Genomic DNA, 24,768 nt, shown 5'->3' with positions numbered 1-24,768 from the left:
GACGGCTCACATCCCAATCGAGGCAAAGAAGATGGCGAACAGGCCGTCGAGCACGATGACCAGGAAGATCGACTCCACCACGGAGTTGGTGGTCTGGATGCCGAGAGACTCGGCGCTGCCCTTGACGCGCAGGCCCTCGGCGCAGGCGACGATGCCGATGACGAGCCCCATGAAGGGCGCCTTGATCATGCCGACCTTGAAATGGGTGATCGAGATGGCGTCGGTCAGGCGCGCCATATAGATGTCGAGGCTCATGCCGCCATAGAGCCAGGCGACGAGGCGCCGCCATACAACGCCGCCATGCTGCCGATGAAGGTGAGCACGGGCAGGGCGACGATCAGCACGAGGATCCGCGGCAGGATCAGGACCTCGACCGGATCGAAGCCCATGGTGCGCAAGGCGTCGATCTCCTCGCGCATCTTCATGGAGCCGATCTCGGCGGTGTAGGAGCTACCCGAGCGCCCGGCCACCATGATGGCGACGATGAGCACGCCGATCTCGCGGAGAACGAGAATGGCGACGAGGTCGACGGAATAGAGCTCCGCGCCGAATTTGCGGAAGTGGAAGATGCCCTGCTGCGAGATGATGCCGCCGATCAGGAAGGTGATGAGAAGGATGATGGGCACCGCCTGCCAGGCGACGCGATCGAATTGATGCACCGTCGAGGTGAGGCGGTATTCGCGCGGGCGGAGCAGAACGCGGCCGAGCGCCATGCCCACGGCGCCGAGCATGTCGGCGAATACGACGAGGTTGCGGCCGAAGTCGGCGCCGCCACGCCCCAGCGCCGCGAGGCCGGAGACAATCGGGTTCTGGCGTTCCGGTGCCGCCGCCGGCTTGCGGTTGACGCCGTGCATCTCCGCGAGCAGGCCGCGGTCATGCTCGGGCAAGCCGAGAACGACCGCCTCACGGCCCGCCGCCGACCATTGCCGGGTCAAGCGCTCCAGCAGCCAAGCGCCGAACGTGTCGAACTCGCGGACGCCGGCCATATCGATGGACACGTCCTTCGCCGCCGGCGCCTCGCCGGTCACGCGGTCGATCAGCGCTTCAAGCTCGCCGGCATGGGGCGCGGTCCACGAGCCGCTGGCGGCGAGCTCGAGCCGTTCCCCTTCCAATTTGTGCGTCAGTAACGCTTCGCCCATGGCCATCGCTCCTAGCGGCACAACGTGCAGCCTGAGAGGTCGCCCCCCGAGGCTGGCGGTGATTCCGGCCTAAGAGTAACGGCGAACTAGCTGCGAGTCAGGTTGATCGACACGCGTTGCAGGGAACTGCCCGAGTCGAGATCGACACGCTTTGGCTGGACCGGCTGAAGTTGACGATCATGCTGCCGGTGATGGAGCCGGAGACCCTGATGCTGATCTTGCCCGGCGTGGCAGTGCCGCTGGCGCTGCCCTCGGCGTTATAGGTGCGCTCTTCCCAGTTGCCTGTAATGCGGCTGCCGCTGAGACTGAGCTTGCTCCTGATCTCCACATTGGAGGTGTCGCTCTTGCAGCGGATGGCCATGCCGAGCTGGGAGCCCCCGCCCGTGTAGTAAGCGTTGCAGCTCAGGCGTTCTCGTCCGCTGTTGAGCTGAACCGTGCCGCTTCCGCGCCACGAGCCGAGAAGCGTGTCGAACGGGCTCGCTTCGGCCTTTTTCGACGGCGTGACCATGAACAGCCCGACAAGGGCTGCGGTGACAAGAAGAAGCGGCGCAGCGCGGCGAATCAATCGTCTCATGAGTTCTCTCTTCCCGCAATTTTGCGTCTGAAACAAGCGGCTTTGCTGTTACGAGGTGATGAAACCCCGCGCTCGTTGCAACCCCCCGAGGGGCATTATGGGCTCACGCTGTTGCGCGCGGGCCGCTGCCCTGGTGCTAAGCCGTTGGAACCTTTACGTTCCGCACGCGCGTAAAAGCCGCTCATCGGAGACATTTCCGAGACGCCGAGGGCAAAGGTGGTCCCGGCGAGCCGTGCCCATTCCTCGGCATAGTCCTTGCGCAGATTGCCGAGCCAAGCCCATTGGCAGTCGCCGATCGCCCGAGGATCGGCACAATGGCCGAGTTCGCGCAAGAATTCCAGATTGGCCCGCAACCGCTTGGCGACGAATGCCGACCCCTCGACATGAAAGGCCTGCCAGAATTTCAGCTGCGCCTCCGCGGCCGCCGTGGCGAAATCGAGGAGGGGATTGGCGATGCGGGCGCGCGCGGCACCGCCGGTGGGTCCAGAGTCTGGCATCGTCATCTCCGTTGGGATGGAGCGCTTAGCTGGCGCCCGGCGACCTCTGTATGGTCCAGGAGAGGCCTTCCCGCCTTGATTATGCTCAACAGACTAGGGCTGGTATGAGGCATCGCGGGTGGTCTATGGTCGCAAAAGCCCGATTTCTCGAGAAATATCGATGGGTCCCGACATCGCGCCGTCCCCGAATGTGTCCATCACTTATTGCCGGCTGTGCAATTGGCTGCTCAGGGCCGGCTGGATGGGCCAGGAGCTGCTGTCCACATTCGGCGCGGAGCTCGGCTCGGTCACGCTCGTTCCCGACGATACGGGCGGGGTCTTCGAGGTGCGCGTCGACGGCACGCTGATCTGGTCGCGCGCCGAGCAAGAGCGCTTTCCCGAGATGAAGGAGCTCAAGCAGCTGGTGCGCGACAGGATCGCGCCGGGCCGCGATCTCGGCCATGTGGACCGCAAAGACACGACATCCTGACGCGCGCACGCCTTGAGCCGGCCGGCGTCCTTTGTGCGGTGGCTCACAATGACCGCATGCGTCCCGTGCCACTTGACCCGGGGCGCAGCGGCCGGTAGCGGCGCCACAGACCGGGAGAAAACCATGATGGCTATCAATCTGTTGAGACTTGGCGCGCTGGGCCTCGCGGCGGGCTTCGCGGCGCCTGTGTTTGCCGCCGCAAGCCCCCATGAAGCGGCCGTGCAGGCATGTACCGTGCAAGGCGACGGCGCCCCGGCGAGACCGATCACCGCCATTGCGACGGGCGCGGCGGCAGCCTCGTTTGGCTCACCGACGAGGATACGAATCTGTTTCTGTGCAGCGCCGACGCCGATGGCCGCGTCTACGCCTACAGCATGATTTTCGACGATCTTCTGCAAGGGGCGGGGGCGAGCTTCGTCGAGCCGCTCTATATCGACGGCGCGGGCAAGCCGGTCGCCGGGGTCGCGGATCCGCTGGCGGTGGCCGAGCGCGCCTGCCAGGCTTATCTCGCCGGCGAGGCGGGCACGGTGGTGGGGACGATCTCCAGCAAAGGGGCGGACGGCCTCAACGACGATTGGCTCCCCGGCTTTTTCGTGTTCATCGAGACCGAGGCCGGCGAGACGTTTCTGTGCGACGCCACGTCGAATGCTCAGGTTTGGGCCTTCCACAGGATCGGCAAGCCCCTCAGCCATCCGCTTCTTACGTTTGGCAATCCAGTGGGTTAGGCGGCCAACTGGCGCGCGGGGGCTCTGTTCGGATGGCGCCCCGGTTCCCATATAGTTGGGAACCGAAATGTGCCTCAGGGGCGTTTAGCGTCATGACCCAGCCCGTCGTCGTCACCATCCCGCATGCGCTCGGCAAGGCCGAAGCCAAGCGCCGTCTCCAGGCGGGCTTCCACAATGTGCGGACGAATGTCGGCGAGAGCTTCGTGGTGCTCAAGGATGCCTGGAGCGGGGAGCATCTCGACTTCCAGGCGAGCCTGCTCGGCCAGACCACCAAGGGCAAGGTGGACGTGGCAGACGATCATGTGCGGCTGGAGGTGCAGCTCCCTTGGGTGCTCGCCGTACTCGCCAACAAGGCGAAGGCGCTGGTGGAGAAGCAGGGCCGGCTGATGCTGGAAAAGCCCACCACCAAGACCTGATTCACGCGGCTTGATCCGCTCGGCCCTGACGCGGCGCGTCAGGCGATCTCGATGATCGTCGCTCGCCCGCGCGGCCGGCACGGTCTCGCCGACCGGCTTGCCCATCATCGCCTGAGCCACCGGCGAGACGTAAGAGAGCGTGCCGTGAGCGGGATCGGCCTCGTCCTCGCCGACGATGAGATAGGATTGACGGCGCCCGTCCTCGCGCTCGATGGTGACTTTGGAGCCGAAATGCACCTCGGTGGCGTCGTGGGGCGGCTCGATGACCTGGGCGGTGGCCCGGCGCGAGGTCCAATAGCGCAAATCCCGGTTGATCTTGGCCAAGAGCGGCTTGTCGTCGGCGTCGTGGGCCGCGGCATGCTCCTCGTGGAGCCGGGCCAACTCGGCCTCGATCAGCGCAAGCCCGCGCGCGGTCACGAGATTGTGTGGGGATATCGGCCGGTCGGGAAGGTCGTCATAAACGTCCCCCCCTTCGGCCTCTTTGGTAAAGGCCTTGCTCATCAGAAGATTATAGCACGCGAGGCGTCAGGATTGTGGCTCCGCCGGGAGGCGAGTCTTTTCTTTGGGCAAATGGCAGGGCTGGCGCGCCGGCCTTGCTCCGCACCCGCACCCTTGTGCTAGATAAATAGGCAAAGACCTGCATTTGAGCAGGCGTTAGGGGGAGGGGATATCATGATCGATGCGGGGGATACCGCCTGGCTCATCACGGCCACGGCGCTGGTTCTCTTTATGACGTTGCCGGGGTTGGCTTTGTTCTATGGCGGGCTCGTGCGCGCCGAGAACCTGCTCTCGGTTCTGATGCAGTGCTTCACCATCGCGTCCGTGGTCACGGTGCTGTGGCTACTCGCGGCCTACAGCCTGACCTTCTCCGGCTCGGGCGCGTGGATCGGGGATTTGAGCAAGGTGCTCCTGATCGGTGTGCCGCGCGATGCCGCCGCCGCCAACACCAAGATCCCCGAGACCGTGTTCTTCATGTTCCAGATGACCTTCGCCATCATCACGCCGGCGCTGATCGTCGGCGCCTTCGTCGAGCGCATGCGCTTCGGCGCGGTGGTGATGTTCAGCGTGCTGTGGCTGTTCCTCGTCTATGTGCCGGTGGCCCATTGGGTCTGGGGCGGGGGCTGGCTGGCGGAGCGCGGCGTGCTCGATTTCGCCGGCGGCCTCGTGGTCCATCTGACCGCGGGCGTCTCGGCCTTGCCTGCTCGCCATCGTGCTCGACCGCGCCTGGGCTTTCCCCATGACGTGCGGCCGCCGCACGCGCCGTGGATGACCATGGTGGGCGCCAGCATGCTGTGGGTCGGCTGGTTCGGTTTCAATGCCGGCAGCGCGCTCTCCGCCGGCGCCGATGCGGGCATGGCCATGACCGTGACGCATATCTCGGCGGCGACCGCGACGCTGGTGTGGATCGTCATCGAGACGGTGAAGTTCGGCAAGCCGAGCATGGTCGGCGCCGTCACCGGCGCGATCGCCGGGCTCGCCACCATCACGCCGGCGTCCGGCTATGTAGGACCGGGGGCCGCGCTCGTGATCGGGCTCGCCGGTGGATCGGTCTGCTATCTCATGGTCATGGTGGTCAAGCACCGGTTCAGGATCGATGACTCCCTCGACGTGCTCGCCGTGCATGGCATCGGCGGCGCGGTGGGCGTTCTGCTCGCCGCGGTGTTCGCCGACGCGGCGCTCGGTGGCATCGGCCTGGCCGAAGGGCGGACCATGGGCGGACAGGTCCTGATTCAGCTCACCGGGCTCATCGCCGTTTTGATATGGTCGGTGGTGGTCAGCTTCATCATCATCAAGCTCGTGCAAGCGCTCGTCGGCTTGCGTGTCAGTGCCGAGATCGAAGAGCAAGGTCTCGACCTCAATATTCACGGCGAACGCGGCTACAACATGTAAGCGAGGACGCGCAGCATGAAATACATCATCGCAGTCATCCAGCCGCACCGGCTCGACGCCGTGCGCGAGGCGCTCGCCGCCAGGGGCGTGCAGGGCCTGACGGTCTCCGAGGTGCGCGGCTTCGGCCGGCAGAAGGGGCAGACCGAAATCTATCGGGGCGCCGAGTACAACATCCACTACGTGCCGAAGGTGAAGATAGAAATCGCCGTCGACGCGGCCATCGCCGACTCCGTGGTGGAAGCCATCGGCGAGGCGGCGCGCACCGGGCGTATCGGCGACGGCAAGGTCTTCGTGCTGCCGCTTGAAGGCGCCATGCGGGTGCGCACCGGGGAGATGGGCACCGACGCGCTCTAGTCGTTTCGGTTGGACCGCGGCTTGCTAGCGCGGGCGTTCGGCCGCGACCGCGCGGACCACATCGCCGAACAGGGAATTCTCGCCCAACGCCTCGAGAGTGACGGCGGATTTGCGTCGCCAGTTGGGATGCTCGTCGACGGTGCCCGGCAGGTTCGCCTGCTCGCTGGCGCCGAGCGCATCGTCGAGCTGCACGGCGAGCAGGCGGCACGGCGTGATGGCCAGGAAGCGATGGACGGCGACGAGCACCTCGTCCGGCATCGTCTTGGGCGTCGCCGCTTGCGCCACGCCGGGCGCCAGCGCTTGCGCGCTCACCAGCGCGTCGAGCAGACGTTGCCGGTCTTTCTTGCGGTCGTCGCGCTGGAGCACCGCCTCCACCTCGGTGGTGCGGCCGGCTTCGATGCGCCGCTCGATGTCGTTGCCGATCCACCAGCCCTTGAGCGTCGGCAGGTCATGGGTCGAGGCGCAAACCATGGCCTCGCGCCGGTAGGCATGAGGCGGCATCCATACGCCGTCGCGGTCCGTGAAGTAGAAGACCTGGTAGCTGAGCAGCCCGGCCCGCACCATGGTGTCGGTGAAGCCGGGCGCACGGTGCCGAGATCCTCGCCGATGACGATGGTGCGGGAGATCCACGATTCCTCCACCACGCCTTCCAACAGCTCGCGGAGGGGATAGGCCACATAGGCGCCGTCGGTGGCCGTGTTGCCTTCGGGAATCCAATAGAGCCGCTGTAGCCCCATGGCGTGGTCGATGCGCAGCGCGCCGGCGTGGTGCATGTTGGCGCGGAGCACCGCGCGATAGGGCTCGAAGCGTTCCTCCGACAGCCCGACCGGCGAGAAGGGCACTAGCCCCCAATCCTGGCCGGCGGCGCTGAAGGGGTCGGGCGGGCAGCCCGATGCGCGGCATGATTGGCGATGGCCGGTCCGCCGATCCAGGCGCGCGAGCCGTCGGGCGAGATGCCGACCGCGAGATCGAGATAGAGCCCGATGCGCATGCCGGCCGCCTTGGCGCGGTCCCGCGCATTGGAGATTTGGGTGTCGGCGGTCCATTGCAGCCAGGCATGAAAGGCGATGCGGTGCTTGGCGGCGCGGGCGAAGTCGCGCACGGCGAGATTGTCCGGATTTTGATATTGCTCCGGCCAGGTCACCCACGCCGCGTTCATGCCTTCGGCCATGAAGCGCTCCGACAGCGCCTCGAATAGGGCGTGGCCTTCGAGCGCCTTGCCGTGGTCGCGGCAGAATTGCTCGAACGCCGCCTTGGCGTCGGCGTCGGCATGCGCAACGAAATGGGCGAACAGCGCCTCGAGCGCCCGGAGCTTGACGCGATGGACGGCCGGATAGTCGATCAGCGTGGTGGCGCGGAGATCGGCGAGCGCGGCCTCCAGCTCGGCGCGATCGGGCAGATCGGCGAAGCCCGGCACGCAGTCCGGCGCGATCAGGAGCGGATTGAGAAAATCGCGGGTCGAGGGGCTATAGGGGCTGATGCGCGAGGGGTCGGCCATGAACAGCGCGTGCAGCGGCTGACGCCGATGAAATCGGCGCCGAGGCTCGCGGCATATTCCGCCAGACGTGCCAGATCCTCGAAATCGCCGATGCCCCAGTTGCGCGACGAGCGCAGCGCATAGGCCTGCACCGACAGACCCCAGGAGCGTTGATCGACCAGAAAAGGCGGCCAGAAGGCGCTTGCCGACAGCGAGGCCACGTCGTCGGCCGGCGGCGGCTCCGGCATGGCGGCGTCGCCGGCGCCCGCGCCCACCGGCACGCCCATGGCCTCCAGCACCTTGGCCTTGGTTGCGGCGGGCGTCGTGATCCAGTTGCCCTTCTCGGAGATGTAGCCCTCGGCAATACCGAAGCGCTCAGCCAATTCGTCGAGCCGATCCGGCATGCGTTACTCCCGGCTGGTCATTGAAGTTCCGGCCGCGCCGCCCGCGACGGGCGCGGCCATGAGCGGCGATGAGGCTGAGACTCGCGCCGCCATCAATCCGTCCTCTCGAACAACAACAGCCCGCGTCCCTCGATGGTGGTCTTGCCCGTGGCGATGACCACCGGCTCCGGCCGTATCAGACCCTTGGCCGAATCGCAAAGCAGCCGCCAACGCAAATGACGCTTGCCGAAATACGGGAAGATGAAATCGATCGGCTCGGCGTCGGCGTTGAACAGCATCAGCAGGATCTGCCCATCGCCGGCGAAGGACGCGCCGATGCATTTGGCGACCGGGTCCGTCCAGTGCTCGGACTGCTTCTCCTCGCCGTCCGGCTTGAACCATGAGACGTTCTTGATGCGTGGCGCCACCGGCTCGCCATGGAGGAAGCGGGGGCTGCGCAGCAGCGCCTGCTCCGCCCGCAAGCTCGCAAGGCCGCGCACGAAGTCGAGGAAGGCGCGGTCGCGCTCGCCGAGATCGGTCCAGTTCACCCAGGAGATCTCGTTGTCCTGACAGAAGGCGTTGTTGTTGCCGCCTTGGGTGCGGCCGAGCTCGTCGCCCATGTTCAGCATCGGCGTGCCGTGACTGAACAGCAGGCTCGCCATCAGGGAGCGGCGGACCTTGTCGCGAAGATCGAGAATGGCGGGATCGTCGGTCGGTCCCTTGATGCCCCAGTTGTAGCTGCGGTTGTCGTCGTGGCCGTCCTTGTTGTCTTCCTTGTTCGCCGCGTTGTGCTTCTTGTTGTAGGAAACGACGTCGCGCAAGGTGAAGCCGTCATGGGCGGCGATGAAATTGACGCTCGCCCAGGGCTTCCGTCCGCGGCGGTCGTAGATCTCGGCCGACCCGGAAATTCTGCTGCCCAATGCCGGCAGCATGCCCATGTCGCCCTTCCAATAGGAGCGCAAGCCGTCGCGCCACAAATCGTTCCACTCGGCCCAGCCCGGCGGGAAGGCGCCGACCTGGTAACCGTTCTCGCCGAGATCCCACGGCTCGGCGATCAGCTTCACGCGGCTCAGCACGGGGTCCTGGCCGACGGCGTCGAGGAAGGAGGCGCTGGGATTGAAGTCCTTGTCGTCGCGGGCGAGTGCCGAGGCGAGGTCGAAACGGAAGCCGTCGACGCCGCATTGCTCCACCCAATAGCGCAGCGAGTCCATGACGAGCTGAAGCACGCGCGGCTGGCCGATATTGAGCGTGTTGCCGCACCCGGTGGTGTCGTAATAGTGCCGCTTGTCCTCGGCGAGCTTGTAATAGGCGGCGTTGTCGATGCCGCGGAACGACAGCGTGGGCCCGAGCGCGTTGCCTTCGGCGGTGTGGTTGTAGACCACGTCGAGAAGCACCTCGATGCCGGCCTCGTGCAGCCGATCGACCATGGCGCGGAATTGCTCGAGCCCGGCGCCGGGAGAGACATAGCGCTCGGCCGGCGCGAAGAAGCCGATGCTGTTATAGCCCCAATAGTTGCTGAGACCCTGCTCCACGAGATGGCGGTCGTTGACGAAGGCATGGACCGGCAGCAGCTCGATGGCGGTGACGCCGAGCTTGACGAGATGGTCGATCACGGCGGGGTCGGCGATGCCGGCGAAGGTGCCGCGCAGCGGCTCCGGCACGTCGGGATGGCGCGCGGTCATGCCCTTCACGTGCGCCTCGTAGATGACAGTGTCATGCCACGGACGATTGGGACGGGGGCTGCGCGGCGGATCGCTCTCGCCGACCACCACGCATTTCGGCAGGAAGGGCGCGCTGTCGGTCTTGCTCATGACGAGGTCGGCGCGCTTGTTGCCGATCTGGTAGCCGAACAGGGCGTCGTCCCAAACGAGCTGGCCCGCATAGCGCCGCGCATAGGGATCGAGCAGCAGCTTGTAGGGGTTGAAGCGGTGGCCGTCCTTCGGGGCGTAGGGCCCGTGCACGCGGTAGCCATAAAGTTGGCCGGGGGGAAGGTCCGGCACATAGCCATGCCACACCTCGTCGGAATATTCCGGCAGGGTGATGCGCGCCGTCTCGGTGCCGTCCGGGTCGAACAGGCAGAGCTCCACCCGCGTGGCGTGGGCGGAGAACAGCGCGAAATTCACGCCGCGGCCGTCATGGGTCGCGCCGAGCGGCCAGGGTGCGCCGGGATCGAGCCTGAGCTTCATGGTCTCGGAGTCCTCGGGCGCAAGGCGGCAGCCTGGGCGTTGGCGCGTTCCATCGATATCCAGGGCATCACGGTTAGTCGTCCTCTTCCTCTTCGCCGTCATCCATGGGCTCGACCAGTTCGAGCGCCCCGCGCAAGGGGATGGACAGCAGCACGGGCCGGTGTGCGCCTTCATAGACGATCTCGTGAAACAGCTTGTCGGCGAGGAACAGCGGCAGCAGCTCGCCGCCGGCGAGATGCGAGCCGCTCGCGGAATCGTCACGCGCCATGCCGTAAGCCCTGAGGAAGCGCCGCTCGGCTTGCGAGCGCCACTGCATGCCGAGATTTTCGATCTCGTCGAGCTGGCTCGCGCCGCGCTGCTTTTGGCGGTCGACGGCGGTCCGCACGGCATAGTCGAAGGAGCGCAGCATGGTGGCGATGTCGCGCGACGGCGGCGCCTTCTGCCGGCGTTCGTCGACCGGTTGGTCCGGCTCGCCTTCGAAGTTGACGATATAGACGTCGTTCTCGGCGACGAGAATCTTCGGCAGGTGATAGTCGTTGTGCAGGCGCAGCTTGTTGCCGCGGGCGATCCTCGGCACGAGCGTGTCGATGCGCTTCAGCATGACGTCGCGCAAGGCCAGCAGTTTGGCGGCGAGCGCGCGGGTCTCCTCGTCCACCGTCTCCGGCAGGTGCTCCAGATAGGCGAAGGCCTGCTCGGCGCGCGCCACGGTGCGGGCGCACCACTCCTTGAGATCGGCGTCGGTCACCGGTTCCGGCGCGAAAGCGGGGTCGCCGGCATCGGCGTTGGCGAAAGCACGGTGCAGCTCGCCGGTGCGTCGTCCGATGGTCTCGATCAGGGACAGCGAATAGGGGATGCCGCGCTCGCCGCCCTCGCTCGCGGGGGTGGCGAGGCTCGCTTCCTCGATCTCGCGGTCGAGGGCGTTGACCACGACCGTCCAGGCGTCGCCCTGGTTGCGGACATGCTCGAAGGCCACGGCCAGCGCCGTGGGCGTGCCGGTCTCGTCGACATGCTCGATGGCGCCGAGATAAGGCGGCGAATTGGCGAAACCCGCCTTGGCCAGAAAGCGGCCCATCTCGATGCCCGGGTCGATGCCGGGCCGAAGCCGGCGCGCGATCTTCAGGTTCACGCGGTCGCCGAGTGTGCGCGAGGTATGGGCATGCTCGCCGAGGCCGATGCGGCGGACACTCAGCTCTTCGTGAAGGTCGAGCGCGCGAAGCGCGTCGCTGGCCTCGAAACGCAGCTCGCCACGATTGGCCGGGAGCCGGTCTCGCTCCTTCATCGCCTTGAGGACGGCGCGGGGGAAGGTCTCGCCATGGGCGGCGTCGAAGACGATGCCGGCCCGCGGGCCCCGCCGGATCTTGGCCAGCAGATACGGCAAGAGCGGACTGTCGACCTTGAGATCGTCCTCGCCCCAAGACAGTGCCAGCGGCAGGAAATAGCGCTGGGTGGTGCCGTCCTCCAAGGCGACATTGGTGGCGAGCAACAGGAAGCTCTCACTGCCGGTTTGCGGCAGCTCGCCGATGCGCTCCGGCGTGGCCGACACGATCGCCTCGTCCTTGGCGCCGAACCAGCGCTGATGGCGGAGATAGGCGGGCAAGGTCTCGTGGACGATGCGGTCGATCCGCTCGCGGTCGCCGCGCTGGCTCTCGATGATGTTCCAGCCGTCGCCGAGCACGAGGGTCTCGAGCTCGGGGAGCGATTCCGGATACGGCTCCGGCAAGGATGCGAGGCGCGCGGGATCTGCCAGGGTGAACCAATAAAATCCATAGGCCGGCAGGGTCAGCAAATAGGGCAGGGTGCCGATCGGCGGAAACTGCGAGGCGCCGGTGAGCTCGACGGGGACCTTGCCCTTCTGCGCCGACAGGTCGAGCTCGACGGCCTGCGCCGAGCGCGACAGGTTGAACACGCACAGCATCACGTCGTCATTATGCTCGCGCAGATAGGCCAACACCTTGCGGTTGCGCGGGCGCAGGAAGGACAGGTTGCCGTTGCCGAAGGCGTGATGGGTCTGGCGCACGGCGATCATGCGCTTGGTCCAGTTGAACAGCGAGCTGGCGTGAGTCTGTTGCGCTTCGACGTTGACGGTCTCGTAGCCGTAGATCGGGTCCATGATCGGCGGCAGGAAGAGACGCTGGGGATCGGCGCGGGAGAAGCCGCCATTGCGGTCGGCGGACCATTGCATGGGCGTGCGCACGCCGTCGCGGTCGCCGAGATAGAAATTGTCACCCATGCCGAGCTCGTCGCCGTAATAGAGCACCGGCGTGCCGGGCATGGACAGCACCAGGCCGGTCAACAGCTCGATCTTGCGGCGGTCATTGTCGAGCAGCGGCGCCAGGCGCCGTCTGATGCCGAGATTGAGCCGCGCCCGGCGGTCGGTGGCGTAGGTCTCCCACAAATAGTCGCGCTCGGAGTCGGTCACCATCTCGAGGGTCAGCTCGTCGTGGTTCCGCAGGAAGATCGCCCATTGGCATTCCTCGGGGATCGCCGGCGTCTGGCTGATGATGTCGGTGATGGGATAGCGGTCCTCGCGCGCCAGGCTCATGAAGATGCGCGGCATTAGCGGGAAGTGGAACGCCATGTGGCACTCGTCGCCGTCGCCGAAATAAGGGCGGGTGTCCTCGGGCCATTGATTGGCCTCGGCCAGCAGCATGCGGTCCGGATAGCGCTCGTCGAGCTCCTGGCGGAAGCGCTTCAGGATCTCGTGGCTCTCGGGCAGGTTCTCGTTGTTGGTGCCGTCGCGCTCGACCAGATAAGGCACCGCGTCGAGCCTCAGCCCGTCGACGCCCATGTCGAGCCAAAAGCGCAGGACGCGCACGATGTCGGCGAGAACGCGGGGGTTGTCGTAGTTGAGGTCGGGCTGGTGCGAATAGAACCGGTGCCAGAAATAAGCCTTGGCGACCGGGTCCCAGGTCCAGTTCGAGGTCTCGGTGTCGAGAAAGATGATGCGCGTGCCGGGATATTTCTGGTCGGTGTCGCTCCACACATAATAATCGCGCCACACGGAGCCGGGTTTGGCCGTGCGCGCCCGCTGGAACCAGGGGTGCTGGTCGGAGGTGTGGTTGACCACGAGCTCGGTGATGACGCGGATGCCACGGGCGTGCGCCGCCGACACGAAGCGGCGGAAGTCGCGCATGGTGCCGTAGGTGGGATTGATCGCGGTGTAGTCGGCGATGTCGTAGCCGTCGTCGCGCAGCGGCGAGGGGTAGAACGGCAATAGCCAGATGGCGGTGACGCCCAGCTCGTGCAGATAATCGAGCTTCTGCACCAGGCCGGCGAAATCCCCGATCCCGTCATTGTCGGAATCGAAGAACGCCTTGATGTGCAGCTCGTAGATGACGGCGTTCTTGTACCAGAGCCGGTCGTTACGATCGATCATGGACGCTCGAAGGGGCTGGAGAGGCGGGCGATCACGTGTTGAAGGGCGCCTTGATAGGCGCAAGTGCGCGAAAAGGTAAGGGGATTGGTCTGTCGAGGCCAGAGCTCATCGGCCCGCAGGGGTTCGATAACCCGCCCGTGCGGGGCGCGAAAGCCTGCCGGCAGCGCCTAGGCGGCGCCTAATTTCTTGGGAAACAGGTTGACCGGATCGGAATCGGAGGCGGCGAAGGTCTGGATGAAGCTGTCGCGCCAAGTGTCCAGATCATAGGTCTCGATCCGCTGCCAGAGACGGTTGTGACGGGCCCAGCGCTCCTGGCGGGGCATGGTCAGCGCGCGGTCGAGCGCGCGCGCCATCTCGTTGATGTCGTGCGGATTGATCAGCAGGGCCTCGCGAAGCTGCTCGGCGGCGCCGGCGAAGCGGGACAGCACCAGCACGCCCGGGTCTTGCGGCGCTTGGGCCGCGACATATTCCTTGGCCACCAGATTCATGCCGTCGCGCAACGGCGTGACGAGACCGACGGCGCTCTCCCGGTAGAGGCGGGTCAGGATGTCCTGGGGCACGCCGCGATGGAGATAGGTGACCGGCGTCCAGCGCAGATCGCCGAAGCGGCCGTTGATCCGGCCGACCAGACGTTCCACCTCCTCGCGGATCTCCTGATAGACCGGCAGCGTCTCGCGCGTGGGCGGGGCGACCTGCACCAGCCGGACGCGCCCGCGATGCTCGGGGAAATCCTCGAGCAGCGTCTCGAAGGCGCGTAGGCGTTCGGGCAGTCCCTTGGTGTAGTCGAGCCGGTCCACGCCGATGATCGTCTTCATGTCCTCCCCGAGGTCGGGAAGCAACGGTCCCTTGGCGCTTTCGCTCTCGGCGAGCTTGCGGAAGGCGGTGGCGTCGATGCCGATGGGGAACACCGAGGCCAGCGTGGTTTCGCCTTGGGCGGCGATGCGGTCACCGCGCAACTGCTCGCCGTCGAGACTGGCGGCGACGTAGCGGCGGAAATTGTCGCGGTCCGAGCAAGTCTGGAAGCCGACCACGTCGTAGACCATGAGCGCGTTGCCGAGCCGCTTCTGACCGGGAACGGCGGCGAAGATCTCGGGCGAGGGGAAGGGGGTGTGCAGGAAGAAGCCGATGCGGGCGGTGCAGCCCCGGCCCCGCAGCTCCTCGGCCAGCGGAATCAGGTGATAGTCATGGACCCAGATCAGGTCGTCCGGGCCGACCAGAGGCATCAGGGCGTCGGCAAATCGGGCGCTGACATTGAAATAGATCTCGCTATGGGCCTCGTTGCCCTTGGCCAGATCGAGCCGGTAGTGCAGGGCGGGCCACAGGCAGCGGTTGGCGTAGCCGTAATAATAGCCTTCGGCTTCCTCTGGGGTGAGATCGATGGTGGCGACCGTGAGCCCCTCGACATTCTCGACTTTCGGCGCCGTGCTGACGGCGTCTTCCGTCACGTCGCCGCTCCAGCCGAACCAGACGCCGTGCGAGGCCTTCAGCGTATCGCCCAAGGCGACGGCCAAGCCGCCAGTCTGGAACTTGGCGTTGAAGTCGGCGACGCGATTGGAGACCACGACCAGTCTCCGCGGCTTCGCTGTCATCTCATGCCTCCCGGCATTGGCAGGCGGCATCGGATTGGTGGGCATGCCGACGCTTACGCTCGACGTCATAGCTCATAGCCCCTTTCGATGACGTCCCCATGTCCCCAACCATCTCTGCCTTGAAGCCCCGCAGTTTAAACCGAAAACGTCACAATGGGTTCCTAACATGCACAGAATTGAAGTACCCCTTGGGGCGTGCGACGTAGAGCCTTGGAATCACGACGAGAACGTATGAGCGCGTGAATGGCCCGATGAGGATTAATGACTGAGTCTCTGCCGCCTGTTTCGCCCAATACCGCCTTTTTCATCGACTTCGACGGCACGCTTGTGGATATCGCCCCGCGTCCGGAGCTGGTCGAGGTCGAGCCGCGGGTGATCGATTTGCTCGGTGCGCTCGCCGGGCGATTCGATCACGCGGTCGCCGTGGTGACCGGGCGGTCCCTCGATGTGGTGGACGGCTTCCTCGCCCCGCTCAAGCTGCCGGCCGCGGCGGAGCACGGCTCGATCCGGCGCGACGCCTCGGGCCGCGTGCATGAGGACGTGCGCACGATCCACGCCATCGAGCTCGCGGCCGGCCGGCTCCAGCCTTTGGTGGAGGCCAATCCCGGCCTGTTGCTGGAGCGCAAGCAGGCCTCGGTGGCGCTGCATTTCCGGCAGCGCCCCGAGCTGGCCGAGACATGCCGGGAGGCGGTAGCCCAGGCGGTGGACGGGGCCGAGGGCATCGTGGTGCTGCCCGGCAAGATGATCTTCGAGCTCAGGCCGCAAGGCATCGACAAGGGCGTGGCGGTGAGCGCCTTTCTCGCGGAGGCGCCGTTCAAGGGCCGCGTGCCGGTCTATATGGGCGACGACGTCACCGACGAGCACGCCTTTGCCGTGGTCAACGAGCGCGGCGGCATCAGCATCAAGATCGACGACGGGGATACCCTGGCGCAGTACCGGACGGACCGGGCGGGCCTGTTCGCGTGGCTTTCGGGCTTGGCCGAGACCGCTTGAAAACGAACCGTTTTGGCCTTCGCGCGTTAGTCTTGAGCGGGGATCAAGCCTTACAACCGTTGGGAAATGGCCCTATATTCGCCTGGGGGCCGGGGGAGCCGTTAACTTTTACGCTCCGAGGTCAAACGACATGCTGGACGACATGACACGGCAGAGCACCGCCCTCGTCGCATCATCAGGTAGCGATGTGGCCGAGATCGCCGATTCGCCTTCGCCCACGCCGGTGAGGGCGACGCGCCGCGGGCGCGCCGTCAAGCAGAAGCTGGTGAAGCCGTCCGCGCTCGGCATGCTGCTGCGGCCCATCGGCATCGCCGTCGGCCTGGTGCTCGTCGCCTATGCGCTGCTGTCGCTCGGCACGACCTTCTATCGCAGCTATTACCGCCATCTCGACCACACCGCCGCGGTCCATCCCGACAAGAGCATGTTCGACGTCTTCTTCGGGGACCGGACGCTGCCGCCGGACGCCGTCGACCTCGTGGTCAAGGATGTGGACGGCACGCTGCACAAAGTGGTGGCCAGCAAGTCCGAGGCGGACGAGTTCGTCAACGACACCATCCTCATGCTCGACGACGAGCGCGCCCGTATCAAGCAGGCGGCGCATCAGGATATCGACCGTAGCTTCGCGCTGGCCTTCCAGGACCGTGAGCAGACCATCGCCGCCTACGCCGATTGGTTCTTCGCCTGGAAGCGCTCCTATGTGGTGCTGAAGGAAACCATCTCCTCGGCGGTGACCCGCTTCTTCGAGACCGGCAAATACGAATCCGTGACCGAGGCCATTGAGGCCGACGTGAAGGAGTATTTCATGCGCAACTACAAAGAGCAGGTGCTGAAGCCCGAGATCCGCGACGAGACCATCGGCAAAGGCGTGGAGCAGGCGGTGCGCCACGCTCATGACAGCTACCGGCGGGTGATCGCCAATGGTGATATGCGGCTGCAGCTCTTCCTCGCCCAGCATACGAGCCACATGCAGGAGATCCCGGCGACGACGTCGATGACCAATATCGCGCTCGACTGGGACGCTCAGAAATGGAAGGCGCCGGTCTATCTCATGGAGGACCGCGCGTTCGACGGCGTGGTCGGCGTCGGCACCGCGGCGGCCGGCGGCACGGTCGGCGCGCTGGCGCTGGGTCCGGCCATCAACGGCGTGCTGGCGCGCAGCTTCTCCGGCTTGTCGCAGCGCGTGGCCGCCTCGCTCGGCACGCGCATCGCTTACGCTGAGGGCGGCGCGGTCGCCGGCACCTTCGTCCAGCCGATGGGCGGCCAGGTGGTGGGCGCGGCCATTGGCGTCTTGATCGGCACGGCGGTGGACTATCTCGCCAACGAGGCCAACGAGGCGATCAACCGCGAGAGTTTCGTCGCGGCCAACGAGGAAGCGCTCGACGCCACCATCGCCGCGTGGAAGTCGGGCCTCGAAGACAGCGTCGACACGGCCATCGATAAGTGGTTCGACGACGCCCGGGCGTCCGTTGTACTCGCCTCCAAATAGGCGCGGAGCTTTTCCGCTCACCCCGCCGTCCCGGCCCTGGGGCGACGCCTCCAAAACCACCCACGCACCCTGGCTCGCGGAGACCGGTTCGGCCCCCCGAAAGCCCGGATTTTGGCGGGATTCCGGGTCGGATTTTCAGTCGCATTTCCGCCGCTTGGCGGGCTATGCTGAGCCCAATAAGGAAGAGACGAGGGGCGTCACGGGGATGGAGAACAGCGTCAAAGCGATCGCGCGGCCGGCGGCCAACCGCTCCTTGCGCGAGGCGATCCGCAAGGCCCGTCTCGAGGAGGCGGAACGCCTCGACGTCACCGCCGATCTGCGTGACGGCGAGATCGCGCGGCTCGAGCTGCTCAAGGCCGAGCTTGAGATGGTGTTTGCCGAGATCCCCAAGCATGACGACCGGTTCAGCCTGACGCTGGTGCCGAGCCGCCCGGCGCGGCTGTGGATCGACCTGTTCACCTATGTCGCCATCGACGACGGCGCGGGCGCCTATCTGTTCATCCGCAACAGCGAGAACGGACGGCGCACGCTGTTCAGCTCGACCACGGTCGCGGAGATGGTGGACCGCATCACCAGCCACATGGCGCATGAGATCGTGCGCCGGGAGCGGCTCGAGGCGGCGCTGGTGGAGCCCGGTCCGCGTCAGAAGATCGTGATGGAGCGGGAGGGCGCTGGATCGGGCATGGGCGTGGTGCTCGCCGCCTTCGTCGTCGGCTTGCTCACCGGCGCCGCGGGCCTGCTCGCCGCCGCGTGGCTCAGCGTTCCCTAAGCACGCGCCGCTCGCATTCCCACACTTGATCGGCGCTGGCTGCGGCGCGTCCGACATCTCCACGCGCAGCCGTTCCCGTTCTTCTCGATGTTGTATTCGTTGTAGCGGGCGGCGGGCGCGCGTCCTTCCACAGCTTCCGACGCCGACGGCACCGGCGACGACGATGGCCGGCCCGCTCACGGTTTCGAGCTCATGCACGGTTTGCTCGTGCCGGTGCCCATGGAGCACGAGCTCGGCGCCTGCTCCTTCAACACGTCGCGGAGTTTCTTGGCGTCGCGCAAGCCCCGTTGCCAGCCCGATTGGCCGGGGAGCGGCGGATGGTGGATGAGCACCACGCGGAACAGGCCTTCGCGGCCGAGCCGGTCCAGTGCGCTCGCCAGATATGCGAGCTGCGGCTTGCCGAGCTTGCCGGCGGCGACGAAGGGCATGGTGGGAATGGCGGAGGACAGCGCCACGATGCCCACATCGCCGAAGCGGCGGACGAAGGGGAAGCCCGTCTCGGGCGTGGCGAACAGGGCCGCGCCGGCCTCGTTCGCCTGCATATAGGGATGCCAGTGCCGCGTGCTCTTGTCGGGATGGAGCCGCACATAAGCGTCGTGATTGCCGGGGATGACGGTGACGTGGTCCGGTTTCCCGAGATGGTGCAGCCAGTCGGCGGCGCGCAGGAACTCCTCGGGCAGGCCGAGATTGACCAGATCCCCGGTGACGGCGACATGATCGGGCTTGCGCTCCAGGATATCCCGGGTGAGCGCGTCGAGGAACTCGCGGCGATGGACCAGCTTCCGCCCGCGATGCCAGTTCACATAGCCGAGGATTCGCTTCGACAAGAGATGCCGGCGCTTGGCGTGCGGCATCGGGCTCAGGTGAATGTCGGACAGATGGGCGAGGGTGAACACGGGGCTCGAGTGACTTCTTGGCTGACGGTTTGGCCGGACACTAGAACGGCCGCGCCCTGGTTGCAAAAGCCCGGGGGCGCTTCGGTTCCCGGCTGTTCCGGGCTCAAGGGCCTCCCGGAACGGGCCGGAGTCTCGCCCTGTCATAATACAGATATGGAAATGTCGTGATCCTCGGTGGGTGAGACTCACAAAGGGGCTGAAATGGCATTGATCGAGCAGCCGGCCATGCACGGCGAGGGGACGCAGCAGCGGCGTCGCAACCAGAACAAACGACTTCGGCAGGCCGTCCACCGGCACAAGCCGATTTCCAAGCGAGGCATTCAGGAACGGCTTTTCACGCTCGCCTTCTCCGGTCTCGTCTATCCGCAGATCTGGGAAGACCCGCTCGTGGATCTGGAAGCGTTGTCGCTTAAAGAGGGCGAGCACCTTGTGGCGATAGCGTCCGGCGGCTGCAATATCCTGAGCTATCTCGCCACGGCGCCGATCCGAATCACGGCCGTCGACCTCAACCCGGCGCATGTGGCGCTGAACAAGCTGAAGCATGCCGCGATCCGTCATCTGCTGGACCACGGCGCGCTGCACCGCTTTTTCGCCGAGGCCGACACGCGCGAGAATGTGCGCGCCTACGAGTCCTATATCCGGCCGCATCTCGACGAGACCTCGCGGCGCTACTGGGACGCGCGCAATCTGCTCGGGCGGCGGCGCATCGGCTATTTCCGCACCAATCTCTACCGGCACGGCCTGCTCGGCAATTTCATCGGCGCGAGCCATCTGCTGGCGCGGATGCACGGCCGCAATCCAAAAAAGATCCTCGCGGCCAAGAGTCTCGAGGAGCAACGCAAGATTTTCGAGAGCGAGCTTTCGCCGCTCTTCGAGAAGCGGCACATCCGTTGGCTCCTCAACAAGCCGTCGGCTCTATTCGGGCTCGGAATTCCGCCGTCGCAGTTCGAGGCCTTGAAAGGCAACGAGACCCATATGTCGAACGTGGTGCATCAGCGGCTGGAGCGGCTCGCCTGCGGTTTCGATCTCGCCGACAATTATTTCGCGTGGCAAGCCTTCGGCCGGCGCTATGCAACGGGCGGGACCGGCCCGCTACCGCCTTATCTGCTGCCTGAGAACTTCGACACGCTGCGGTCGCGGATCGGCGACGTCGAGGTGCAGCATCGCTCGCTCACGGAATATCTCGCTTCGCAGGACACCGCGTCGCTCGATGCCTACGTGCTGCTGGATGCGCAGGATTGGATGAACGACGGCATTCTGAACGCGCTGTGGCGCGAGATCGAGCGGACGGCGCGTCCGGGCGCGCGGGTGATCTTCCGCACCGCGGGAGAGGAGAGCATTCTACCGGGGCGCGTGCCGGACCGGATCCTGGCGAAATTCACCTATGACGCGGAACAGTGCCGCGCGCTTGCGGCCAAGGACCGGTCGTCCATCTATGGCGGCTTCCACCTCTATGTTCACAAGCCGGCGGAGGCGTGGGCGTGAACAGCGTGAGCGCCGCGGCGCAGGATGCCGCCCGCCACATGGACGGCATCTACAAGCATCAGCGCTACATCTACAACGCGACACGCAAATATTATCTGCTCGGGCGCGATCGCTTGCTCGACGAGTTGCAGCCCGCGGACGGGTCGACGATTCTCGAGCTTGGCTGCGGCACCGGCCGGAATCTCATCCAGGCGGCACGGCGCTACCCGCGGGCGCGCTTCGTCGGGCTCGATATTTCGCACGCCATGCTCGAGACGGCGCGCGCATCCATCGCGCGGGCGGGGCTCTCCAGCCGCATCGAGGTGCATCAGGCGGACGCGACGGCGTTCGATCTGTCTGTATTGTGTGGGCAGGCGCAGGTGGGCCGCGTGTTCATCTCCTACACGCTGTCGATGATCCCGCCATGGCGGCAGGTGCTGCCGCAGGCGCTCCAGGCTGCCGGTCCCGGCGGCCGCTTGCACATCGTGGATTTCGGTCAGCAAGAGGGCTGGCCCCGGTGGTTCAAGGCGGCGCTGTTCGCTTGGCTGCGCCGGTTCTCGGTGTATCCGCGCGCGGAGCTCGAGCCGACGCTCGCCGTCTTGGCGCGCGACAGCGGTGCGGCGCTCGACTTTCGGCGCTTGTATCGCGGCTATGCCGACTACGCGGTGCTCACCAAGCCTGTGTGATCCAGGCCGAGTCGGCCTAATCGGGCCGGCGCGAAAATTTCGTGGGTGGAGAAAATAAGAAGCCCCGTACGGGGGGACGGGGCTTCTCGGGTTCCGGGAAAGACTGGAACCTAGGGATGGGGAGGGGGGAATCCCCATCGGGGGACAACTCATCTCTACACCCGCGGCAATCCGCCGGAGATTAAAAGCCGGCAATCTTCCGGTCCGTTTTGTCGCATGTGGCTGACCCGTCGGGCCTGTGACCTGTCGGCAACAGAAGACGTTTTTCCTCCGATTTCGTCAATGCAGCCCGACATTTGCCCTTTTTGGTCCCGTAGATGGGCAATCAGATTTTCGGGGGAACGGGGGAAGCCTCGCCTATCAGGGCGGGGCTTCTTCTGCTTTGGCGCTCGGCTGGCAGTCGGGGGCCATCGAGTGGCTGAGGGCGCGCCGAATCCGCTCATGCCCTGGAATCACAAGGTCACCGGCGAAATTGCGTGGGCGAGGCACCGAAGCGGCGGCGGAAACAGCGGTTGAAGTAGGACACCTCGTTGAACCCGCAGGCATAGGCGAGATCGCTGATCTTGACGCCGTCATAGACCGGGTCGGAGAGCATCGCGCGGGCCTCTGAAGACGCAGTTCGAGGACGCGCGCCGTAAACCCAATGCCCGTCTCCTGCATCAGTTCCTGAACGTAGCGTGGTGAAAGCCCGAGCCACTGACCGACAATCTGCGCCGAGAAGGCGGGGCTCGAGAAGCCCTGGTGAATTTTCGCAAGAATTTCGCGAATTCGCGCGGCCCGCAATCCGCGCATGCCGGCAATCTCTGCCACATCACCATTGGCACCTAGCGCCAGAGCGACGAGATCGAGCAGCATGGCGTCGAGACGGCCGGTCAGCGCGTGCTCGTCATCCGTGCCGCCGGTCTCAAGCAGAAACTCCATATAGCGCCTAAGGTGGCGAACGGCCGGTCGCCCTGCGTCGATTGGCTTGGCGACCATGTCCTCCGCACCCGGCACCACTTGGAGGAGGCGCGAAGCGGGTACGAGAAGCGTGACCCAATTTGTCCCCGTGTCCGACGCGACATCGAGGGCGTCCGCCGTGGAGCCCAACCAGATCTGCCCCGCTCCGTAGACTTCTTCTTGGTCATGTTGTCTGACGACTGTGGTGGACGCGCCCGTGTTGAAGGCAATCAGACATGCCCCCGTGCCGTCGGCTGCTTGCTGCGCGTTTCGCCGGAAGCGCCGTACCGTCGACTGCGATTTCACAATCCCAAGCGTGTCGAGTTGGACGAACTCGGATCGTGCGCTGAATGGCTGATCGGCACGTCGCGTGATATCCGCCGAGCCATAGCGCCAAGCAAAGATGTCACGCCAAAGATTGAAACGGGCGCGGTCGCGAGCTCGGCGGGGAGATCCCCCGAGGAGAAAACAAGCTTCTTCATCTTGCTGGATTTCTCCTCGCGACGGGGGCTGCCGCCTGGCCGAGGATAGGCTGGCGAGGCGAGCGAGTCACCATGCCGTTGCTGTGGCGTTGCGGCAACAAGCGTGAGGAAATCACGCGAGCCGGGAAATGTTCAATTCGAACAGGGACGAGGACAAGACGGAGACAAAGGTTCAGGCGAGATGGAGAAGCGGATAGACCGCCCCGCCAATTGAAAGGCACCGCCATGGCCAGACCCCTGATCGCGCGCCGCATGGCGTTCCTCGCCGCCGTACTCGCGATGCTCGGCCTGCAAAGCGATCCCGCCGCGGCCGGATGCAACTCCGGTGATGTCGCCGATAGCGACCTGCTCTCCAGCGCAAATTGCGAGGCGTCGGCGCCGGGAAGCGGCGCGTTGGCAGTCGGCACGGACGCAAGTGCGCAGGGTGACCAAACGACTGCACTCGGCTCCGAGGCAGGTGGCTTAGGCTCTACGGGCACCCGCAATACCTGGACCGGTAGATCAGCGGGGCAGCAGGTCGACGGAAACAATAACACCGCAAGCGGCTTCTTCAGCGGCTTCAACGTCGAAGGCGATTCCAACGCGGCCTTTGGCGAGGTCGCCGGACAGAACGTGTTCGGCAGCCGCAATACGGCCAACGGTGCGAGCAGTGGCACGACGGTCTTCGGCGACAGCAACACGGCAAGCGGCTATCTGAGCGGCCGCAGCGTGACCGGGAGTTCCAACGCCGGCTTTGGTCATAGTGCCGGAGAGCTCGTGACGGGAGACCGCAACACGGCAAGCGGCTACCTCAGCGGCGGGGTCGTCATGGGTAACTCGAATGCAGCCTTCGGCGACAGCGCCGGACAGTTCGTGACCGGCAGCAACAACGTGGCCATGGGCCTTGCCGCCGGCAGCAACATCACCGCATCCAATACGGTTTCCATCGGCACTGGCGCCCTCGCTAGCGCTGATGGTGCCACCGCCATTGGCCTGAACAGCCAGGCCACGGGCACGAACGCCATCGCCATCGGCTCGGGCGCGGTCGCCACCGGCAGTCGCGGTCGGCAATGTGGCGGCCGCTTCCAACGGCGGCGCTGCCTTCGGCGATTTCACCACCGCAACGGGCACGAACAGCACCGCCATCGGCCCGAACGCGACGGCGACGCATGCCAACGCCGCCGCCTTCGGTAACGGCGCCACCACCACGCGCGCCAATCAGCAAGTCTTCGGCACGGCCTCGAACAGCTACACCATGCCGGGCCTGACCTCGAGCCACAGTAAATCGGTGCAAGGATCGCCAACGCATATCGTCACCTCGAATGCGAGCGGTGACCTCGCCGCCTATACGCCGTCCCAACTTGGCCTGGCGACGCAGTCTCAGATCGACGCGTTGGGGCGCCGCGATCAGGCGCTGACCGAGGGCCTCGCCGCGGTGGCCTCGATGGCCCAGCCCATCCTGCTGCCGGGTCAACATTTTGCCGTGCGCGCGGGCTGGGGCGGATTTGACGATGCGAACGCGGTCAGCTTCACCGCGGCGGGCGTGCTCGCCACCAACCTTTTGAGTTCCGGGTTCGGCTCCTTGGTGGCGGACGCCGGTTTGGGTGTCGGCACGAATGAAGGAGAGGTTGCCGGCCGCGCCGGACTGACCTTCGGTTGGTAGGGGTCGTTTGCGCTACCGCGTTTCGCGCGGCTTGAGCGCAGACTTATCCCCGTCCTCTTTGTCGTGCGCGACCGGCCTCTGGCCGAGTTGAGCACGCTTATCCCCGCCCTCCGAAGCTGCGGTAAAATCACCCCATCCCTCGTCCATGAGGACGCGAGCTGCAGACCGTCTGTCGTTCGGGGTGAGGGACACGGCGCCCGGGGTGGCGCGGTAAAGATGGGCTGATCTCGGATGCGACATTCCCGATAGGCCCGGACCACCGCGCCACGGTTAACGGACCAGCCTCGGGGGTCCCCGCTCCGCCCACCTGCGCTGTAACGCGTGGGTCGTCGGGTG

19 protein-coding genes and 4 pseudogenes are annotated in these 24,768 nt (G+C 65.8%); 12 read left to right on the top strand and 11 right to left on the bottom strand.

The annotated features are described in order from the left end of the window. Positions 1-6 precede the first annotated feature (6 nt). The 3 genes and pseudogenes from AUC69_RS12335 to AUC69_RS12325 form a co-directional block, all read right to left on the bottom strand. Positions 7-1,145: pseudogene (locus tag AUC69_RS12335) on the bottom strand (ABC transporter permease). 91 nt (positions 1,146-1,236) lie between these two features. Beyond that, complete coding sequence (locus tag AUC69_RS12330; RefSeq protein ID WP_069442418.1) at positions 1,237-1,713, bottom strand: hypothetical protein; 477 nt, start codon at positions 1,711-1,713, stop codon at positions 1,237-1,239. A 95-nt stretch (positions 1,714-1,808) separates the two neighbouring features. Continuing rightward, positions 1,809-2,210 carry a hypothetical protein gene (locus AUC69_RS12325; protein WP_141700771.1) on the bottom strand — a complete coding sequence of 134 codons (402 nt, stop codon included), beginning with the start codon at positions 2,208-2,210 and terminating at the stop codon, positions 1,809-1,811. Positions 2,211-2,370: 160 nt separating this feature from the next. Here AUC69_RS12325 and AUC69_RS12320 point away from each other — a divergent pair, with 160 nt between their 5' ends. The 3 genes from AUC69_RS12320 to AUC69_RS12310 all read left to right on the top strand — a co-directional run bounded on the left by AUC69_RS12320 (position 2,371) and on the right by AUC69_RS12310 (position 3,820). Further along, positions 2,371-2,679 (top strand): Rdx family protein, encoded by a 309-nt coding sequence (locus AUC69_RS12320; protein ID WP_141700770.1) that lies wholly within the window; start codon positions 2,371-2,373, stop codon positions 2,677-2,679. 227 nt (positions 2,680-2,906) lie between these two features. Further along, positions 2,907-3,404 carry a hypothetical protein gene (locus tag AUC69_RS12315; protein WP_069442416.1) on the top strand — a complete coding sequence of 166 codons (498 nt, stop codon included), beginning with the start codon at positions 2,907-2,909 and terminating at the stop codon, positions 3,402-3,404. Positions 3,405-3,436: 32 nt separating this feature from the next. Continuing rightward, positions 3,437-3,820, top strand: a complete 384-nt coding sequence (locus tag AUC69_RS12310) for a polyhydroxyalkanoic acid system family protein (protein ID WP_342018597.1) — start codon at positions 3,437-3,439, stop codon at positions 3,818-3,820. 129 nt (positions 3,821-3,949) lie between these two features. On the opposite strand, the pseudogene AUC69_RS12305 reads toward AUC69_RS12310, so the two are convergent. Then, positions 3,950-4,321, bottom strand: a pseudogene (locus tag AUC69_RS12305) (GreA/GreB family elongation factor); the annotation flags it as partial. Between the two features lie 171 nt (positions 4,322-4,492). Between AUC69_RS12305 and AUC69_RS12300 the strand changes: the two are divergent. Further along, entirely contained in the window at positions 4,493-5,710 is a 1,218-nt protein-coding gene (locus tag AUC69_RS12300; protein WP_083239409.1) for an ammonium transporter, read from the top strand. A gap of 15 nt (positions 5,711-5,725) precedes the next feature. Then, on the top strand, positions 5,726-6,064 hold the full coding sequence (locus AUC69_RS12295) for a P-II family nitrogen regulator (protein WP_069442413.1): 339 nt from the start codon (positions 5,726-5,728) through the stop codon (positions 6,062-6,064). Positions 6,065-6,088: 24 nt separating this feature from the next. Here the strand turns inward: AUC69_RS12295 and AUC69_RS16535 are convergent. From AUC69_RS16535 to AUC69_RS12275, 5 genes and pseudogenes are all read right to left on the bottom strand, one after another. Continuing rightward, a pseudogene (locus tag AUC69_RS16535) lies at positions 6,089-6,996 on the bottom strand (4-alpha-glucanotransferase). Beyond that, positions 6,906-7,789 (bottom strand): annotated as a pseudogene (locus tag AUC69_RS16525) (4-alpha-glucanotransferase). The pseudogenes AUC69_RS16535 and AUC69_RS16525 overlap by 91 nt, the downstream one beginning before the upstream one ends. Before the next feature lie 248 nt (positions 7,790-8,037). Then, the gene (gene glgX, locus AUC69_RS12285; RefSeq protein ID WP_069442412.1) at positions 8,038-10,110 is read right to left on the bottom strand and encodes a glycogen debranching protein GlgX; all 2,073 of its coding nucleotides are present in this window, start codon (positions 10,108-10,110) and stop codon (positions 8,038-8,040) included. A 73-nt stretch (positions 10,111-10,183) separates the two neighbouring features. Beyond that, complete coding sequence (gene treS / locus AUC69_RS12280) at positions 10,184-13,486, bottom strand: maltose alpha-D-glucosyltransferase (protein ID WP_069442411.1); 3,303 nt, start codon at positions 13,484-13,486, stop codon at positions 10,184-10,186. A 167-nt stretch (positions 13,487-13,653) separates the two neighbouring features. Next, complete coding sequence (locus AUC69_RS12275; RefSeq protein WP_069442516.1) at positions 13,654-15,075, bottom strand: alpha,alpha-trehalose-phosphate synthase (UDP-forming); 1,422 nt, start codon at positions 15,073-15,075, stop codon at positions 13,654-13,656. A 261-nt stretch (positions 15,076-15,336) separates the two neighbouring features. On the opposite strand from AUC69_RS12275, the gene otsB reads away from it, so the two are divergent. The 3 genes from otsB to AUC69_RS12260 all read left to right on the top strand — a co-directional run bounded on the left by otsB (position 15,337) and on the right by AUC69_RS12260 (position 18,323). After that, positions 15,337-16,068, top strand: coding sequence for a trehalose-phosphatase (otsB, locus tag AUC69_RS12270; RefSeq protein WP_141700767.1), 732 nt, complete (start codon positions 15,337-15,339; stop codon positions 16,066-16,068). A 130-nt stretch (positions 16,069-16,198) separates the two neighbouring features. Continuing rightward, complete coding sequence (locus AUC69_RS12265) at positions 16,199-17,554, top strand: hypothetical protein (protein ID WP_069442410.1); 1,356 nt, start codon at positions 16,199-16,201, stop codon at positions 17,552-17,554. Between the two features lie 205 nt (positions 17,555-17,759). Further along, positions 17,760-18,323, top strand: a complete 564-nt coding sequence (locus AUC69_RS12260; protein ID WP_069442515.1) for a hypothetical protein — start codon at positions 17,760-17,762, stop codon at positions 18,321-18,323. A gap of 176 nt (positions 18,324-18,499) precedes the next feature. Here AUC69_RS12260 and AUC69_RS12255 read toward each other — a convergent pair whose 3' ends face one another. Next, entirely contained in the window at positions 18,500-19,219 is a 720-nt protein-coding gene (locus AUC69_RS12255) for a metallophosphoesterase family protein (protein WP_158008106.1), read from the bottom strand. A gap of 201 nt (positions 19,220-19,420) precedes the next feature. Here AUC69_RS12255 and AUC69_RS12250 point away from each other — a divergent pair, with 201 nt between their 5' ends. Together AUC69_RS12250 and AUC69_RS12245 are read left to right on the top strand one after the other, a co-directional pair. After that, complete coding sequence (locus AUC69_RS12250) at positions 19,421-20,704, top strand: BtaA family protein (protein ID WP_083239404.1); 1,284 nt, start codon at positions 19,421-19,423, stop codon at positions 20,702-20,704. Next, the gene (locus AUC69_RS12245; RefSeq protein WP_342018587.1) at positions 20,701-21,369 is read left to right on the top strand and encodes a class I SAM-dependent methyltransferase; all 669 of its coding nucleotides are present in this window, start codon (positions 20,701-20,703) and stop codon (positions 21,367-21,369) included. The genes AUC69_RS12250 and AUC69_RS12245 overlap by 4 nt, the downstream gene beginning before the upstream one ends. 360 nt (positions 21,370-21,729) lie before the next feature. Here AUC69_RS12245 and AUC69_RS18660 read toward each other — a convergent pair whose 3' ends face one another. Beyond that, positions 21,730-22,713 (bottom strand): AraC-like ligand-binding domain-containing protein, encoded by a 984-nt coding sequence (locus tag AUC69_RS18660; protein ID WP_280136651.1) that lies wholly within the window; start codon positions 22,711-22,713, stop codon positions 21,730-21,732. 302 nt (positions 22,714-23,015) lie between these two features. Between AUC69_RS18660 and AUC69_RS17115 the strand changes: the two genes are divergently transcribed. Together AUC69_RS17115 and AUC69_RS18655 are read left to right on the top strand one after the other, a co-directional pair. Further along, positions 23,016-23,963 (top strand): hypothetical protein, encoded by a 948-nt coding sequence (locus AUC69_RS17115; protein WP_069442409.1) that lies wholly within the window; start codon positions 23,016-23,018, stop codon positions 23,961-23,963. After that, positions 23,914-24,432: a hypothetical protein gene (locus AUC69_RS18655; RefSeq protein WP_425283539.1), complete on the top strand. Its 519-nt coding sequence runs from the start codon at positions 23,914-23,916 to the stop codon at positions 24,430-24,432. The genes AUC69_RS17115 and AUC69_RS18655 overlap by 50 nt, the downstream gene beginning before the upstream one ends. Positions 24,433-24,768: the final 336 nt, after the last annotated feature.

The sequence above is a fragment of the Methyloceanibacter superfactus genome (assembly GCF_001723305.1).
GTDB classification, from domain to species: Bacteria; Pseudomonadota; Alphaproteobacteria; order Rhizobiales; family Methyloligellaceae; genus Methyloceanibacter; species Methyloceanibacter superfactus.
This window is presented reverse-complemented; position numbering and strand designations above follow the sequence as displayed.